This window comes from Brumimicrobium salinarum, assembly GCF_002844555.1.
Lineage (GTDB): Bacteria > Bacteroidota > Bacteroidia > Flavobacteriales_D > Crocinitomicaceae > Brumimicrobium > Brumimicrobium salinarum.
In genome coordinates this window covers 37918-54036 of the sequence record NZ_PJNI01000017.1, presented here as the reverse complement: position 1 = coordinate 54036, position 16119 = coordinate 37918, and the positions used below count along the sequence as shown (strand labels likewise).

The window sequence follows — 16119 nt, the reverse complement described above, 5'->3', positions numbered from 1 at the left end:
GTCATATTTCTAATTAGTTTTGTACTATGATTGATGAAATTATAACGTTTGCTTTTAAAGAAGATTTAGGAAATGGAGATCATACCTCACTTTCTTGTGTCCCCAAAAATGCTGAAGGTAAAGCAAAGCTTTTAGTAAAAGACGAAGGTATTATTGCCGGTGTAGCATTAGCCGAAAAAATATTTCATAAATATGATTCAAACCTCAACATCACCACTTTTATAAAAGATGGAGACCAGGTAAAACATGGAGATATCGTATTTGAAATAGAAGGTAAATCTCAATCTATTTTAGCAACTGAGCGCTTGGTATTGAATTTTATGCAAAGAATGAGTGCAATTGCAACTCAAACCCATCGAATTGTCAATCTAATCTCAGGAACAGAAGCTAAACTGTTAGATACAAGAAAAACCACACCAGGCATCCGTGCTTTAGAAAAATGGGCAGTAAAGATTGGAGGTGGCCACAATCACCGTTTCGGTTTATATGATATGATTATGATTAAAGACAATCATATAGATTACGCTGGAAGTATTGAAAAAGCAATTGAGCGAGCGAATGAATACATCAAAAACAATGATCTAGACATTCAAATCGAAATAGAGGTCAGAGACGAAAATGAATTAATGGAGGTTTTACGCATAGGAAAAGTAAACCGCATTATGTTGGATAATTTTACACCCGAAAAAATAAGTGAGGTGTTACCAAAAATTCCAAAAGAAATAGAAACTGAAGCATCTGGAGGAATTACTGAAGACAACATTCGTGCATACGCTGAAACAGGTGTAAACTACATCTCTTCTGGAGCACTCACCCATTCTGTTTATTCCATGGACTTAAGTTTAAAAGCAATTTACACCCAATAATAATGGCACATATTAACGAAAAAAATATTACAGAAGCTGTCTTAAAAATCGATGGTTTATCTGAAGATAGTTTAGAGAAAATCTCCGAAACACATGTTCTTGCTCAAGAGACACTTGTTGGTTACATCCTCTCCTCAGCAATCGAATATGAAAACGATAGCTTGATGGATTATATGATATACTATTTCAATATTTTTTCTGAGGCAATTTCTATGCAAGGCCTTAAAATGAAAAAAATTGATGAAGATACCATTGATGAATTTCAAGAAGAGTATGTAGAGACATTGGATGAATATGTGGAAACAGAAGACCAAGATTTAATTGGGAGTTTCTGCAATCAACCCATGATGCTTTCCTTTTTACTTCATGAAATTAATGAGGAGGATGAAACCGGAGAACGTATGGAGGAAGAGCTCGCTAGCCACGTATTTATTGTTGGAATTGCTTTAATCGCTTTAATGAATCGAGCGATAATTAATGATTAGCAAATGGAACCAAAGGCGATTGTTCAAAGAATGATGGAAAAAGATGCTTTCTCTCAATGGATGAATATTGAAGTTAGTAAAATCGCTGCCGGTTCTTGTGAGTTGAAAGCAAAGGTTTCCTCCAAAATGGTAAACGGTTTCCAGATTGCACATGGCGGAATTAGTTATAGTTTAGCTGACTCTGCTTTGGCTTTTGCTGCCAATGCACATGGTAAACAATGCGTGAGTATAGAAACTTCAATTTCGCATACGCGTCCTGCACAAATAGGCGATTTCCTAACGGCTACTTGTACTGAATTACATCGTGGAAAAACAATAGGAGTATATCAAGTGATCATTAAAAATCAATTAAACAAAAAAATTGCTCTTTTTAAAGGAACGGTTCATATCTCAGAACGACTATGGAAAGTTGATGAAAATTAATCTGTTTTTTATTTAAGCCCCCATAATCCACCGAATAATTTTTAGCTTCTTGGGAGAATAGGGAGGATATTTGATACTCGGATCTAACCATGTCGCTTTATCCAATACACTTTTTTTGTGGGTAAACGCATCAAATCCAGCTTTTCCATGATAGTTTCCTATTCCAGAATTCCCAACCCCTCCAAAAGGCAGATTACTATTCGCAATATGCATCACCGCATCATTTATTGCACCTCCTCCAAAAGAAATCTCATCAATAATGCGCGTTTTAATAGATTTATCGTTGGTAAAAACATAACAAGAAAGTGGCTTGGGCATTTTTTTACAGAACGAATCGCCTCAGACAGATTTTCGTAAGCAATCACAGGCAAAATAGGACCAAAAATTTCATCTTCCATAACCTGATCAGAAAAATCAACATCATTTAAAATAACCGGTGGAAAATAGCGTGTTTTCACATCAAAATTTCCTGCATAATACACCTTATCTTTATCCACCAAAGACTGGAGACGTTGAAAGTTCTTATCATCAATGATTTGAACATAATTCTTATTCTCAAAAGAAAACTCCATCTCCTTAATTCGTTCCTTTAACTTTTCGAGCAACTGTTCTTTTATAGACTTCTCTACTAAAACATAATCAGGAGCAATGCAAGTTTGACCTGCATTTAGAAATTTCCCCCAAACAAGGCGATTAACCGTTACCTCTAAATTACAACCTTTCGTAATTATAGCTGGGCTCTTCCCTCCTAACTCTAAAGTTACTGGTGTTAAATTTTTGGCAGCAGCTTGGTAAACAATTCTTCCAACGTTCACACTTCCTGTAAAGAAAATTTTATCCCATTTTAAATTCAACAAATCAGTTGTAATGGATACTCCACCTTCAACAACATGGAAAAATGAAGTTGAAAAATTTTCGTTAACAATTTTCGCAATCACATTGCTTGTTGCTGAGGGAATTTCACTTGGCTTCAGTACAACTGTATTCCCAGCGGCGATGGCAGCAATAACAGGAGCAAAAGAAAGTTGAATGGGATAATTCCACGCACCGATTACCAAACATGTACCTAGAGGTTCGGGATAAATATAGCTTTTTGCAGGAAAATTAAGCAAATTAGTTTTTACTCTTTTTCTTTTCGACCATTTCTGAACTTTTGAAATCGCCTCATCAATATCAGTGTATAAAAGTGCTAACTCATTGGTGAAGGTATCAAACTTTGACTTTTTAAAATCAGAAAAGATAGCCTCATTCAATTCATTTTCGTTGGATTTCAATAAAGATTTTAATTGCTTCAATTGCTGTATCCTAAATCCAATTTCTTTAGTAGCATTTGCATTAAAAAACTGATTTTGATCCTGTATTAATTGTTTGAGCTCTTCTTTTTCCATGCTTAAAAGTATCAATTTTTATTGGAAGAACAATTCATGTTTTGTTAATGTGATGGTGAAAATGAATTTTAGGACGAGTTGTGGTTCAATATTCCACAGACAAAACAGCGGAATTACTATATTTGTTCATTCAATCAAAAGCAAGTACCCGTTTATGCAAAAGAAGTTCTTCAGTAATTTATTCTTTATCGTGCTGCTGAACCTGCTCATTAAGCCTTTGTATATTTTCGGGATTGATGTTCAAGTTCAAAACACAGTTGGAGCAGCCGACTACGGACTCTACTTCTCATTGCTTAACTTTTCGTTTTTACTCAACATATTCTTGGACATTGGAGTAACGAATTACAACACTAAAAACACAGCTCAAAATCCAAATACCTTAAGCAAATATATCGGTTCTTTTTTTGGTTTAAAAATCATGCTAGGTGTGTTGTACGCTTTTATTACGATTGGATTTGCTTTGATTTTAGGATACTCAGACCACGAAATGTACTTACTGAGTTTCTTTATTTTGAATCAAATATTTGTTGGTTTAATCTTATACCTGAGAAGTAATTTTGCAGGATTACATCAATTTAAAATAGATGCTATTTTATCGGTACTTGATCGATTTTTATTGATCATCATTACCGCAACTTTGCTAATGGGAGTTTGGACAGATCTAACATTTAAAATTGAATGGTTTGTTTACGCACAAACTTTCTCTTATGGAATTACACTAATCATCGGGATTATTTTAACGCGTTTACGTATCAGTAGAATTAGTCTTAAAACCAACAAGATTTTATCGTTTGCAATCCTCAGAAAAAGTGTTCCCTTTGCAGTTCTCATCCTATTAATGATGCTTTATACCCGAATTGATGCTGTTATGCTCGAACGATTACTTCCCGATGGTAAACATCAAGCAGGTGTATATGCACAAGGTTTTAGATTGTTGGATGCCGTAAATATGTTTGCTTTTCTTGTAGCTGGTCTTTTACTTCCCATCTTTTCAAGATTAATTAGCGAAAAAACATCTGTTTTACCCATTCTACAAAGCGCAGGTAAATTTCTTGTTGGCAGTGCATTTGTTATCGGAATCACACTTGCTTGGAACACAAATGAAATTATAGATTTTATATATGCAGAACGATACGATAATTCTGCAGAGGTATTTTGTTGGTTAATTTTGAGTTTTGTCCCCATGTCGTTCTCACACATTTTCGGGACCTTATTAACAGCGAACAACAACCTGAAATTGCTCAATAAAATGGCTTTACTAGGTGTGTTGCTAAACATCATCCTCAACTATTTCTTAATACCAGAAATGAAAGCGGAAGGAGCAGCAATAGCGACAATAACCACACAAAGTCTAACAGCATTAATGCAGATCATTTTAGCCATAAAGGTTTTTAAACTTAAAATAGACTGGAAAAGTTTACTTCGTTTTGTTTTTCTTCTATCAATTTTCATTCCTGTAACGCATTTTCTACATCAGGAAATCGGCAAATTATGGAGTATACTCGTGACTGTTCTTGTGGGAGTAGGATTACTATTTATGCTTAAATTAATTCACATAAAAACATTACTCACAATGCTTAAATCAAAAGCAGAATAAAAGATTAAGCGCGTATTTGTCTTACACGTTGTAAAGGAACAAAATCATCGATTACGATTTCACTCCATCCTTTTTTCTCAAAATCTAAGCTGTACAGTTCACCCTCTTCAGTTGAAAAATGTTCAAAATCTTCAGTTAAGGCAAGTGAAACACCTTTTGCTGACAATTTTGCCAATAGCATATTCAAATCTGTTGAACCCAATACCATGATGGTTTCAATAAGTATCTTTCCTTCTGTAAATTGCACCTCTACTTCGGCAAGTTGTGAACGCTCCTCAAGTTGAATGTGCTGTATTGTTAAGTTTTTAAATCCGTTTTTCATATCATTTGTTTTTTTGAACACTACAAATCTACGCCTTCAGAACGTAATCTATTTACGTAGTGATAAAAAACAGAAATTTCTTTAGAAAGCCCTTCAGAATTTTATATCTTGCCAAAACCTGCAATAATGCATTTAACAGATAAAGAACAGTAATATAAGATCATGAAATACGAAAAAATAGACAAAAGACTTTTCGAAAGAAACCGCACGAAGTTCATGCAGAAAATGAAGAAAAACACTTTAGCGGTATTTAATTCAAACGATATCTATCCAATTAGCTCAGATAGTACGATGCCGTTCGAGCAGCATAGAGATATATTTTATTTATCAGGAGTAGATCAAGAGGAAAGTATTTTACTTTTATTTCCTGACGCATCAGACAAGAAGCATAGAGAGGTATTGTTTTTAAAAGAAACAAACGAACATATTGCTGTATGGGAAGGAGAAAAATTAACAAAAGAGGCTGCACTAGCAACAACAGGTGTTAGAACTGTTTATTGGCTGGATCAGTTTGACACGATTTTCAACAATCTCATGACTGAGGCTGAAGGTATTTACTTCAATACAAATGAGCATTTAAGGGCTAATACCGAAGTGCAAACACGTGAAGATCGTTTTATTAAAAGAACAAAAAAGAAATACCCTGCGCATCAAGTGCATAAAAGTGCACCTATTTTGCATGCCATTCGGAGTGTAAAAGAAGATATCGAACTGGCTATTATGCAGCAAGCTTGCGACATTACAGAAAAAGCATATAAAAGAATATTAAAATTCATTCAACCCGGCGTTTGGGAACATGAAATAGAGGCAGAGATCATCCATGAATTTGTTCGGAACAGATCCAACGGATTTGCATATACACCAATTATTGCATCGGGAAAAAATGCATGTGTTTTACATTATGTAGAAAATAACCAACAGTGTAAAGATGGAGATGTAATTCTTATGGATTTTGGTGCAAAATATGCAAATTACGCTTCAGATCAGACCCGTTCTGTTCCAGCAAATGGACGATATACAGACAGACAAAGAGCAGTTTACAACGCAGTCTTAGATGTAAAAAAAGCTGCTGAAAAACTACTCGTTCCTGGTACATTAATTCCTGAGTACCATAAGGAAGTTGGAAAATTAATGGAAGAACAACTATTAAAATTAAAGCTTCTAGATAAAACAGATATTAAAAATCAGAATCCCGAATGGCCAGCATATAAAAAATATTTTATGCATGGAACCTCTCATCACATTGGTCTTGACACCCATGATTACGGTTTATACCACAAACCAATTGAGGCTGGAATGGTGTTTACATGTGAACCAGGAATTTACATTCCTGACGAAAATCTTGGAATTCGATTGGAAGATGATTTGATCGTTCAAGAATCTGGTGCTCCAAAAAACATGATGACAGGTTTACCTTTAGAAGCCGATGAAGTAGAGGATTACATGAACAGTTAATGAAAACAAATAATTCTAATATTTTAAATTACAGGATAATCGGAAATGGTTGTCCTGTAATTTTTTTGCACGGTTTTTTAGAATGTAATACCATGTGGAATAACTTAATTCCACATTTAAAAAATATGCGGATTTACGCAATAGAATTACCGGGTCATGGGAAATCACGATTAACCTCAACAACATTAAGTCTACCAAAAATAGCGCTCGCTGTTCATGAAACAATTCAACACTTAGGGTTGACCCATTTTTCTATTTTAGGACATTCATTAGGCGGCTATGTTGCTCTTTCTCTTGCTAAAATTCAAACTGAAGGAATCGAAAACATAGTTTTATTGAATTCACATCCTTGGGCTGATAGTGAGTCAAAAAAGAAGGACAGAGACAGAGCAGCCAAGGTTGTCGCATATAACAAGAACCTTTTTCTAAAGGAAGCCATTCCAAAACTGTATTATCAACCTCATCTCTTTGAAACAAAAATCAATGCATTAATCGAAGAAGCGTATGAAATGGACAACCTTGCAATCATACAAACGCTAATGGCAATGAGGGACAGGGGGAATTGTTTAGATGTTTTGAAAAATGGCAAACATAAAATTACCATCATTCAGGGAGAATACGATACATTAATTCCTATTAATAAAACACTCCAAATGGCTGAAGAAACACAAACACCTATTCATGTTATAGAGGGAATCGGTCACATGGCACACCATGAAGCTACGCAACAATTAGCAAAAATACTCAATCGAATTTTTGAGCTTCACGCGCGTTAACAAACGGTACTAATTGCCATTATCATTAAAAATCCAAAAATCGAAACGTACTTTAACTTTTAATTGACTTTTCATTGTTATTAGTTTTAGAATTCAAGTAAATATACGTTTAACAAAAGATGAAAAATTTAAAAAAACCTCATCGTACGATTTTATTGAGCCAATGGTCTTTTGGAGCGAGTAAAATGATAAAAACCTTCCTTATTTTTATGAAATAAGTCAAGCTAAACATCTATAAATTGTTATTTTAGTTCAAAACAAATGAAATGGAGCTCAGAGCAATTATAGTAGATGATGAAGAATTAGCCAGAAAAAACTTGGCTTTGATGTTGGAAAGAAATTGTCCAGAAATAGACCTTATTGGTGAAGCAAGCGACATTGACGAAGCAGAAAGCATTATAAAAAGTGCACAGCCAGATGTTGTCTTTTTAGATATTAGAATGCCAAGTGGGTCTGAAGGATTCGACTTACTAGAACGCCTAGAAAATAGAAACTTCTTAGTTGTTTTTGTTACCGCATTTAAAGATTATGCTATACGTGCTTTTCAATCAAATGCGGTACACTACGTATTAAAACCAATTGATGAGGATGACCTGAAAATAGCTGTAGATAAGTTAATTGCCACAAAGGAAACCTTCACACAACATCCAGAAAATTATGATAATTATTTTGAGGCACTACAAAATTTAGCAGATCGACTGATTCACAATAAAACAAACAGTAAAATTGCCATTTCACATACTAAGGGAGTTAAAATAATTGAAGACGATGACTTAGCCTACCTAGAAGCAAGCGGAAATTGCTCTATGTTATACTTTAAAGATGGAACAAGATATTTAGATACAAGAACGCTGAAAGTATATGAAAGCATTTTGAATACTGACAAGTTTTATAGGATTCACAAGTCATATATCATCAATATGGATATGATTAAAGAATACGTGAGCGAGGATGGCTATACCGTTATTTTAAAAAACAAAATAGAATTACCAGTTGCGAGAAACCGGGTGAGTGCCTTCTTGAAAACCATAAAAGAAATGTAAATTGAAGACACTAACTTGTATTGGTTTTATTCTGCTATCAATGGTCACTTTTGGCCAACGATTCTCATTTATTCAATTCAACACCAACTCTGGATTACCTCAGTCTCAAGTGAGCTCAATTGTTCAGGATGAAAAAGGTTATTTATGGATTGGTACTTATGGTGGGTTGGCAAAATTCAACGGTGCACAGTTCTCTACCTTTGGAAAAAACAATGGACTATTAAATAATCGCATCACAAAACTTCAAATCATTAATGGTGTTTTGTTTGTAGGCCATCCACAAGGTATTTCAATAAAACAAAAGGGCAATTCATTTACCTCTATCACTTATGCAGATGAAACAATTCTTGAAAATGTAACTGGATTTGCTTTTATAGATTCTACATTATACGTTGCCACAAATGGCAGTGGTCTCTTTCAATACGAGGAGTCAAAAAACAAGCTCATAGCCGTAAAATCTAGCCCACAAAGAATTAGAAAGCTTCTACAATACAAAAACACCATCTACTTGGCAACTAAAGAAGGTGTATACAATTTTGATAAAGTTACTTTCAATTTAAGTGCATCAACTAAAGATATTTCTTTTTCAGGAATAACCGCCAATAAGGACTATATTCTTGCTACTTCATACAATGGTGATCTATATGAATTCTACCCTAAAAACGACGAGTTAAAGCATCTCGTTAATCATAGTTATATGAGATTTAGAGATGTTTTAATCGATCATAAACAACAAAAATGGGTTAATTCACGTAATGGGATTCTACACATAAAAGAACAAGATACTTTGTCTTTTAATGAGAAATCGGGTCTCCCCATCAATGATATTAACGTAGTCTTTGAAGATACTGAGAACAATATATGGATTGGGACAAATGGGAAAGGCCTTATTCGCTTTACCGATGAAGTTTTCACATTTTATAACGAAAAAAGTGGATTTCCAAGTGATTTAATTATCGCTATGGAAATTGATAAACAGAACAATAAATGGTTTTCTACAATTGACCAAGGCATTTTTAAAATGGCTCCTAATGGAGATATTGAGAAAATAGAAGCCATCAACAGTGCAGTTTGGAAAATAACTTATCACGACGACAAGGTCTTTTTCGCTTCTAATTATGGCTTATTTGTGTATGATTACAAAACATTTAAAAGTTATTTCACTGGAAACTCCAAGCTGCCCTCCAATAAAATTAGGGGGTTACACTCGTTTAACGATTCAACTTTAATTATTAGCACCGTGGAGGGAAGTGTATTTTACACGGGTAAAAACAACTTGATTACACAACCACCTCCACATATTAAAGATTTAAAAAACGTTCGTGACTTTGAAAGTAAAGGTGAAGTACTTTACGGTGCCGCACCCAACGGAATTTTTCGATTAGAAGAAAATGAATTATCCGTGGAACACATGGAGTCAGGGATAAACTGTATTGAAATTGACAGAAATGGCCAACTATGGATAGGAACAGAAAATGGTTTGTTTCTCAAAAAGGAGAAAGAAATAGATAAAATTTCCTTAAATCAAGACAGTGATTTAGAATACATCAATTTCATACAAAAGTTTGACACCTTAATGTTAATTGGAACAAATAATGGCTTGTATGAGGTAGGAATCAACCATTTACAGGAATACAGATATGGAATAACATCTGGGTTAATTGATTTAGAAACAAATCTTAATTCAAACTACATAGAAAACAACCGGTTTTTATGGTTTGGAACAGCTTCCGGATTGATGCGCATGGATTTAAATAACAGGCAGTCCTTGAAGAAAAATGCGCTTCCTAAAATACAATTGAGTTCTATTATCGTAAATAATCAAAATGTAGATCAAGCAATTATTAATTTAATTAATCAAAAAGACAGTAGCCATGTTTTAAAAATAAAATATGCGGATAAAAATATTTCATTTAAATTCGATGGTATTTACATGACTAATCCGAGTGCTTTAAAGTACAGCTACTTTCTGTCAGGTTTTTCAAACAACTGGTCTATTCCAACAAAAAATCCAACCATAAGTTTTACCAATTTACCTCCAAATGATTATGAGTTAATTTTTAAAGTCAACAATGGACTTGACAAAACATCAAAAACAATTAACATCCCGATTAAAGTTTTACCACCTTATTATCAAACGTGGTGGTTTTACACTGCTGTCGCACTCTTAATATTTGGAATTATACTTATTATTGAACGCTATCGACTAAAACGTATTGAAAGCAGAAATTATCAAGTAAAACTGGAGTTTCAAAACAAACTTTCTAAGCTTGAGCAACAATCATTAAACGCAAGTATGAATCGGCATTTCATATTTAACTCTTTAAACTCAATACAATATTATATCAACTCTTCAGATTCAAAATCTGCCAATAAATACCTTTCAAATTTCGCAAAACTAATTCGTAAAAATTTAGACAGCTCCTATCATGAAGACGGCATGGTAACATTGGCTGATGAGATAGAACGACTCAATCTTTATTTGAATTTAGAACAGATGAGGTTTGCAGATCGTTTCAAATTTGAAATTGAAATTGATAATTCAATAGAAACTGAATTACTCAAAGTACCTGCAATGTTTTTGCAACCTTTTGTAGAAAACAGTATTATTCATGGTGTTTTACCATTAAAAAATAAAGAAGGTCTAATCAAAATAACCATTACAGATCACTTAGATCATATAAGAATTGAAATTAAAGACAATGGTGTAGGGATAAAAACATCAAAGGAAAAGAAAAATAAAAATGATGAAGAACACCGATCTCAAGGTATGTTAATAGCTAAAGGACGCATAGAACTCCTTCAAAAGATTTCTGAACGTTCTATAGAAATGATTGGCCCCACTCAAATCAAAGAAGGCGACCGTTTAATCAACGGAACTGTTGTTGTGTTTAAAATCATGAAACAATATTTGGGATAAATAAAGAATAGTTATATATTTGAATACACAAAGTAAACCCATCAATATGAAGAAGCTAAGTATATTACTATTAGGATTCTCTTTTTTAATTACACTATCATGTAAAAAAGAAATCATTCAACCTAAAAGTTCCGATACCGATGGGTCTGGTTTTTATAATGAAAGCCGAACTGATAACCGTTTTCAAGATTCAAACGCAAGAAGAGATTCTATAATTAACATCACCGATCCAAACAGAGATGAAGACGATGAACCAAGAGGAAATAAAAAATAATTTACTTTCCTAAAATGTACTTCGATTATTTCGAATTATAAATCAAAAATTTAAAGTTAGCTGTGTAAATCCTATCTTTCTAATTGAAGTTCTTAAAATTTATAATAACTCCCTGTAAATTCTCAAGATGTTATCCCATTTAATCCGATTCTATTAGGATCAAGGATAATTAATGGGAATAGGTGTATATTTTGCTAATCTATTTATATCTTGGAAATCAAGGATCAAGACTAATTGTTGGGGATTAAGCATAAATTTTAGTCAATCTGTTTATCTATTAATTTCGTAATTAAATAACTTAATAGGGTTACCCATTTAAATCGCAATAAGTCATTTCGTTTAACTTTATTTACCATTTACTGTATAAGACTTTAATAGTAAATGGATTAGAAGAGATCCTTCCCTTAGAAAAATAAAAATTCTTCAAGGTTCAGGGTCACAGTTTCATTGGAGAGTCAATCAAAAATCAAAGTTAGGACTTAAAATAAACAATACCTTTTAAACCCATGAAATGGGTGACATATACGGGGCTTTAATATGCGATGCATTACGATGAAGTGAGCTTGCAGAGATTTTTATAAATATTTCAAACCTTCAAGATTGTAATCAATAATAAGTATACAACTTGATAAGATATATCGTTATAAAATAGTGTTAATCGCTCCCCAACTTTTGAGACTAATCCCTTTTGAGACTAATTCTAAAGCAATTCACATCTATTTATATACAGGTCAATAAACCAAGTCAACGGAAAACTACTTCCCTACTTATTTGTAAAGCATAAGGGTTATATTAGCTATTCACTATAATTGATAAAACATGTCTAAAACAGCTTCTCCAGCATTATACGAACTCATTCATAGTTTGACAAAAAGTGAAAAAAGATATTTTAAAATTTATGCTTCTCGACATACGATTGGTGAAGTAAACAATGGAATTCGTATTTTTGATTTTATTGATCAACAAAGTAATTTTGACGAAGAAGAATTAAGAGCATATTTTAAAGGAGAGGCTTTTCTGAATCAGTTCCCAATAACAAAAAATAGACTTTACGAACAAATACTCAACGCCTTAGATGCTTTTCACATTAAAAGTGACATTGAGGCTCAAATTAACCAAACATTACATAGCGCCAGAATTCTATATAGCAAAAGTTTATATGACCATGCGGAAAAAGCATTGGCCAAAGCAAAGAAACAAGCTATAAAGAACGAAAAGAGCACGTTATTGTTACAGATTTTAGACGTAGAAAAGAAAGTAATCGAAACAAGAGGCTACGCAAGGTCATCTAAAAACAAAATTTTAAAAAGCCAAAACAACAGTAGTCTTTTGATTCAACAGCACGCTTTTGGTAATAAACTTTGGCATCTTAAAGCTCAATTATTCATCCTATTAAACCAAAAAGGACAGGCACGTTCAGATGAAATGTTGGCACAATATCAGGATATTTATAAAACATATAAGGAGATTGAAATTCCTCACTCACTTTCCTTCTATCATCAATACCTACAGTTTCATTTTGAAAGTGCTTATCATTTTGCAATTGCGCAGCACGGAAAATGTTTAAAGTATCTAAGGTTAAACATTTTACACTTCAAAGAAAATCCGAATAAGATTACAAAGTTTGCTAATGAATATTTTTCCATTCTTACGAATACCATTCATATCCTGTCTAAATCACAAAGCACGAAAGAAATGGTAAGTTATCTGAATGAATTAAAAGGATTGGCCCATCAATTAAAATCAGCGAAAAATGAGGATTTAAAAATAAAATTATTCTCTAGCATCAACAGTATTGAGTTAAAAATGCTGAATCATCAGGCGAAATTTGAACACGCTATCCAACTTGTTTCAACAATTGAAGCAGGGTTAATTAAATATGATGAGGAACTAACGCCAGCTAGAAAAGCATATCTAGCTTTTAATATCGCTATTGCATATTTTGGAGTAAATGAATTTAATAAAAGCCTGAAATGGATCAATATGATCCTTAACAACAAATGCCTTGATCAAAAAGAAGACATCGTTTCTTTTGCACATTTGGTAAACCTCATCATTCATTTTGAATTAAAAAACAATGAACTTCTACCTTATGCCATTAAAAACACAAAACGATTTCTATCAAAAAGAAAAAGAACCTATACTTTTGAAACCGTATTTTTACAATACATTTCTAAAATCAACCAAGCCAATGACAAATATGAAATTGAACTTTATTTATCTAAGATTGAAACAGAGCTTTTAACATTAAAGAACGATCCTTATGAGTCCATCGCTTTTGATTATTTTGACTTTCATATTTGGTTGAAATCAAAAGTTAAAAACAAATCTTTTCAATTGATTAAACGAGAGGAGTTTTTAAAAGCAACAGCTTAATCAATGATTATCAAACTTTACCACAAGATAGGATTGCTCTGTTTTTCTTCTCCAATTGTTGTTTCAGGCCCATGCCCTGTGTAAACTAAAGTATCCTCTGGCAATGAAAACATTTTCTGGGTAATGGAATCTTTTAGTGTATTCAAATCACCTCCAGGTAAATCTACCCTACCATAACTACCTTTAAACAAAACATCACCATTGATCACCAATTTATCTTGAGGACTATAAAAAACAACGTGACCAGGAGCGTGACCAGGACAAAATATTACTTCAAAAGAAATCCCTCCAAAAGTAAGTTTTTCGCCCTCTTTTAGATAACGATCAGGCAAAGGGGATTCCTGAAACTCATTTAAACCATACATTTGAGCACTTCTACTCCCCATCTGCAAGGTCACCACATCTTTTTCATGTAAATATAAATCAACACCATATTCACGTTTCACAAAATCATTCCCCATGATGTGATCTAAGTGACCGTGGGTATTCAACAAAGCTTTTACTGTCAGCTCTCGTTTACTTATATAATTCTTAAGAAATTGTCTTTCTTCTTCAAAATAACAACCAGGGTCTATGATAACTACATTTTTGTCATCATCAATGGCGAGATAGGTATTTTCTTGAATTGGGTTAAAGGTAAACTTAACTATTTCCATTTTTATATTTTTTACTTTGAATCTAAGAAGCAATGTCTAGCCAAATTCATAAATTCATGTCAAAATTAGCATCTTTGTTGCGTAAATAAACATTAAATTCGTAAAAATGTGTTTTTTCGCTTATTATTGGATTATCTCTTATAAAAGTAGCGGCCTACCCATTTATGATAAAAAGAATAAACTACAATATTTTGAATAAAATGAACAACAAACAAGCATACGTAACAAAACAAGCAAATTCATTATATGACAAAGTAGTTGGCTATCGACAGCATTTACACAAACATCCAGAGCTTTCATACCAGGAACATAATACGATGTTATTTATTTCCGAACAATTAACCAAAATAGGCATTCCGCATGAAACAGAAGTAGCAGAAACAGGAATAGTTGCGATTATTCGTGGCAATCAACATGCACCTGAGCAACCTTGTATAGGATTACGGGCCGACATTGATGCGCTTCCCATCTTAGAAAAAAACAATGTACCCTATGCCTCCATTAACAAGGGAGTGATGCATGCTTGCGGACATGACGTTCACACTTCAGTTCTATTAGGAGCAGCGGAAATTCTTTTCAACATGAAAGATGAGCTAGAACATCCTGTTAAACTGATTTTCCAACCAGGCGAAGAAAAGAATCCGGGAGGCGCTAGTTTGATGATAGCAGCAGGTTGTCTTCAAAATCCGAAGGTAAAAGAAATGTATGCTTTACACGTGTTTCCTGATCTACCCGTAGGACAAGTCGGTACAAAAGCAGGTTTATATATGGCCTCTTGTGATGAAATTTATATTGATATAATAGGTAAAAGTGGTCATGGCGCAACACCTCATGAAACAATAGATAGCATTCTAGTAGGTGCTGAGATCATTACTTCATTACAGCAAATTGTAAGTCGAAAATGTGATCCGAAAATTCCATGTGTTTTAAATTTCGGTCATTTTGAGGGCTTAGGAACGACAAATGTAGTACCAGAAAAAGTGCACATCAAAGGCACATTTCGAACAATGAATGAAGAATGGCGCGCGAAAGCATTAGAGCAAATTGTAAAGCAAGCAGAGTTAATTGCAGAAGCTCATGGTGCTCAAGCAAAAGTCGAAATCAGTAAAGGATACCCATTTTTGGAAAATGATGTTGATCTCACTCAGAATTTTGTAAAGAAAGCTAATGATTGGCTAGGTAAAGAAAATGTTCATGATTTACCAATTCGTTTAACGGCTGAAGACTTTTCTTTTTATGCACAAGAAATTCCAACTTGTTTCTTTAGAATCGGAGTTCGAAATGAAGCTAACGGAATTATACACGGCGTGCATAACGCTCGTTTTGACATCGATCATGAAGCTTTAAAAACGGGAATGCAGATGATGGTTATGGCCTGTTTATAGAAAATTACGAACGGCTTTAGCCCTCAACGAAGTTAATTACGAATTATTTAATTACGAATTGTAGGCCTTGCGCAGAGTGAAATGAATCCGCCAGTAATCGGACAAGAGGGGAATGCAGATGATGGTCATGGCCTGTTTATAGCAAATTACGAA

At 33.6% G+C, this 16119-nt stretch carries 15 protein-coding genes; 11 read left to right on the top strand and 4 right to left on the bottom strand.

The annotated features are described in order from the left end of the window. Positions 1-26: 26 nt before the first annotated feature. From nadC to CW751_RS12990, 3 genes are read left to right on the top strand one after another with little or no spacing between them, the layout of a single operon-like run. Positions 27-866 (top strand): carboxylating nicotinate-nucleotide diphosphorylase, encoded by an 840-nt coding sequence (gene nadC, locus CW751_RS13000; protein WP_101335462.1) that lies wholly within the window; start codon positions 27-29, stop codon positions 864-866. 2 nt (positions 867-868) lie between these two features. Beyond that, positions 869-1351 carry a hypothetical protein gene (locus CW751_RS12995; protein ID WP_101335461.1) on the top strand — a complete coding sequence of 161 codons (483 nt, stop codon included), beginning with the start codon at positions 869-871 and terminating at the stop codon, positions 1349-1351. Positions 1352-1354: 3 nt separating this feature from the next. After that, complete coding sequence (locus CW751_RS12990; RefSeq protein ID WP_101335460.1) at positions 1355-1774, top strand: PaaI family thioesterase; 420 nt, start codon at positions 1355-1357, stop codon at positions 1772-1774. 12 nt (positions 1775-1786) lie between these two features. On the opposite strand, the gene CW751_RS15945 is transcribed toward CW751_RS12990, so the two are convergent. Next, entirely contained in the window at positions 1787-2092 is a 306-nt protein-coding gene (locus CW751_RS15945) for an aldehyde dehydrogenase family protein (protein WP_317045820.1), read from the bottom strand. Further along, positions 1999-3162 (bottom strand): aldehyde dehydrogenase family protein, encoded by a 1164-nt coding sequence (locus tag CW751_RS12985; protein WP_317045819.1) that lies wholly within the window; start codon positions 3160-3162, stop codon positions 1999-2001. Before CW751_RS12985 ends, CW751_RS15945 begins: the two co-directional genes overlap by 94 nt. Positions 3163-3316: 154 nt before the next feature. Here CW751_RS12985 and CW751_RS12980 point away from each other — a divergent pair, with 154 nt between their 5' ends. Continuing rightward, complete coding sequence (locus CW751_RS12980; RefSeq protein WP_165779307.1) at positions 3317-4759, top strand: oligosaccharide flippase family protein; 1443 nt, start codon at positions 3317-3319, stop codon at positions 4757-4759. 4 nt (positions 4760-4763) lie between these two features. Here the strand turns inward: CW751_RS12980 and CW751_RS12975 are convergent, their stop codons facing one another. After that, on the bottom strand, positions 4764-5081 hold the full coding sequence (locus CW751_RS12975; protein WP_101335458.1) for a hypothetical protein: 318 nt from the start codon (positions 5079-5081) through the stop codon (positions 4764-4766). A gap of 162 nt (positions 5082-5243) precedes the next feature. Between CW751_RS12975 and CW751_RS12970 the strand changes: the two genes are divergently transcribed. From CW751_RS12970 to CW751_RS12945, 6 genes are all read left to right on the top strand, one after another. Beyond that, positions 5244-6536, top strand: a complete 1293-nt coding sequence (locus tag CW751_RS12970) for an aminopeptidase P N-terminal domain-containing protein (RefSeq protein WP_101335457.1) — start codon at positions 5244-5246, stop codon at positions 6534-6536. Beyond that, positions 6536-7312, top strand: coding sequence for an alpha/beta fold hydrolase (locus CW751_RS12965; RefSeq protein ID WP_101335456.1), 777 nt, complete (start codon positions 6536-6538; stop codon positions 7310-7312). Before CW751_RS12970 ends, CW751_RS12965 begins: the two co-directional genes overlap by 1 nt. 266 nt (positions 7313-7578) lie before the next feature. Next, a complete protein-coding gene (locus CW751_RS12960; RefSeq protein WP_101335455.1) occupies positions 7579-8355 on the top strand; it encodes a LytR/AlgR family response regulator transcription factor in 777 nt (258 codons plus the stop codon). A 1-nt stretch (position 8356) separates the two neighbouring features. After that, complete coding sequence (locus tag CW751_RS12955; protein ID WP_133122222.1) at positions 8357-11275, top strand: ligand-binding sensor domain-containing protein; 2919 nt, start codon at positions 8357-8359, stop codon at positions 11273-11275. A gap of 46 nt (positions 11276-11321) precedes the next feature. Next, positions 11322-11549: a hypothetical protein gene (locus tag CW751_RS12950; protein WP_101335453.1), complete on the top strand. Its 228-nt coding sequence runs from the start codon at positions 11322-11324 to the stop codon at positions 11547-11549. A gap of 819 nt (positions 11550-12368) precedes the next feature. Next, positions 12369-13925, top strand: a complete 1557-nt coding sequence (locus CW751_RS12945; protein ID WP_101335452.1) for a hypothetical protein — start codon at positions 12369-12371, stop codon at positions 13923-13925. 17 nt (positions 13926-13942) lie between these two features. Here CW751_RS12945 and CW751_RS12940 read toward each other — a convergent pair whose 3' ends face one another. After that, the gene (locus tag CW751_RS12940; RefSeq protein WP_101335451.1) at positions 13943-14581 is read right to left on the bottom strand and encodes an MBL fold metallo-hydrolase; all 639 of its coding nucleotides are present in this window, start codon (positions 14579-14581) and stop codon (positions 13943-13945) included. A gap of 200 nt (positions 14582-14781) precedes the next feature. Between CW751_RS12940 and CW751_RS12935 the strand changes: the two genes are divergently transcribed. Next, positions 14782-15966, top strand: coding sequence for a M20 metallopeptidase family protein (locus tag CW751_RS12935; protein WP_101335450.1), 1185 nt, complete (start codon positions 14782-14784; stop codon positions 15964-15966). The last annotated feature ends 153 nt before the right edge of the window (positions 15967-16119 follow it).

Coding starts and splice junctions, on each gene's coding strand:
- CW751_RS12985 (WP_317045819.1), bottom strand. CDS start 3,162: ATGGAAAAAGAAGAGCTCAAACAATTAATACAGGATCAAAATCAGTTT.
- CW751_RS12960 (WP_101335455.1), top strand. CDS start 7,579: ATGGAGCTCAGAGCAATTATAGTAGATGATGAAGAATTAGCCAGAAAA.
- nadC (WP_101335462.1), top strand. CDS start 27: ATGATTGATGAAATTATAACGTTTGCTTTTAAAGAAGATTTAGGAAAT.
- CW751_RS12945 (WP_101335452.1), top strand. CDS start 12,369: ATGTCTAAAACAGCTTCTCCAGCATTATACGAACTCATTCATAGTTTG.
- CW751_RS12950 (WP_101335453.1), top strand. CDS start 11,322: ATGAAGAAGCTAAGTATATTACTATTAGGATTCTCTTTTTTAATTACA.
- CW751_RS12980 (WP_165779307.1), top strand. CDS start 3,317: ATGCAAAAGAAGTTCTTCAGTAATTTATTCTTTATCGTGCTGCTGAAC.
- CW751_RS12965 (WP_101335456.1), top strand. CDS start 6,536: ATGAAAACAAATAATTCTAATATTTTAAATTACAGGATAATCGGAAAT.
- CW751_RS15945 (WP_317045820.1), bottom strand. CDS start 2,092: ATGCCCAAGCCACTTTCTTGTTATGTTTTTACCAACGATAAATCTATT.
- CW751_RS12970 (WP_101335457.1), top strand. CDS start 5,244: ATGAAATACGAAAAAATAGACAAAAGACTTTTCGAAAGAAACCGCACG.
- CW751_RS12940 (WP_101335451.1), bottom strand. CDS start 14,581: ATGGAAATAGTTAAGTTTACCTTTAACCCAATTCAAGAAAATACCTAT.
- CW751_RS12995 (WP_101335461.1), top strand. CDS start 869: ATGGCACATATTAACGAAAAAAATATTACAGAAGCTGTCTTAAAAATC.
- CW751_RS12935 (WP_101335450.1), top strand. CDS start 14,782: ATGAACAACAAACAAGCATACGTAACAAAACAAGCAAATTCATTATAT.
- CW751_RS12975 (WP_101335458.1), bottom strand. CDS start 5,081: ATGAAAAACGGATTTAAAAACTTAACAATACAGCACATTCAACTTGAG.
- CW751_RS12990 (WP_101335460.1), top strand. CDS start 1,355: ATGGAACCAAAGGCGATTGTTCAAAGAATGATGGAAAAAGATGCTTTC.